Origin of the sequence: Streptomyces hilarionis (assembly GCF_024539675.1) — a bacterium.
Classification (GTDB): Bacteria; Actinomycetota; Actinomycetes; order Streptomycetales; family Streptomycetaceae; genus Streptomyces; species Streptomyces hilarionis.
Genome location: NZ_JAHHIT010000418.1, coordinates 1 through 493 on the forward strand (window position 1 = coordinate 1; position 493 = coordinate 493).

Sequence of the window (493 nt, forward strand, 5' to 3'; positions counted from 1 at the left end):
GTGCTTGAGGATCGTCCTCAGAACCAGCGAGATTTAGTGCAGGCCTGGCTGGATGTGCAGTCGTCTCAATCGGGCCCCCTGATTTATCCTGGCCGCCGCTCGTATTCGTCGGAGTTTTATAGCCGGGGAATGTCCAAAAGCATCAAAGATCCTGACAAGTGGCCTCGCGACAGATCGTTCTACCTTTCCAGGCGTTTGCGCGACAGCGATTCTGATCTACCTGTAGACGTTGGTTGCAAAATAATCACTGAAACGAACGCGAGCCAACTGCTTCTATGCCGCTGGAAGGACACTGCACAGGATGGTGAAAATATTCTAGGAGATAGTGCTACTGGCTCCCGTTGAAAGTAAGAGCCCGGCGAAGAGAGTATTTAAATTTCTAGCTGCTTTTCAGTTTAAAGTGAATAATCCATCTCAGGATTTATCTTTGATGCTGAAAAATTATTTAATAAGTACAATTAGGGAGAGGTTGCTAAAAAGCCAGATATTAATC

Annotated in this window: 1 protein-coding gene; it reads left to right on the forward strand. The window is 46.2% G+C overall.

The genetic code is table 11. The features are described 5' to 3' along the window. The coding region (locus KMS84_RS43810; protein ID WP_256921281.1) for a hypothetical protein at positions 1-345 on the forward strand (345 nt) is incomplete at its 5' end. Positions 346-493: the final 148 nt, after the last annotated feature.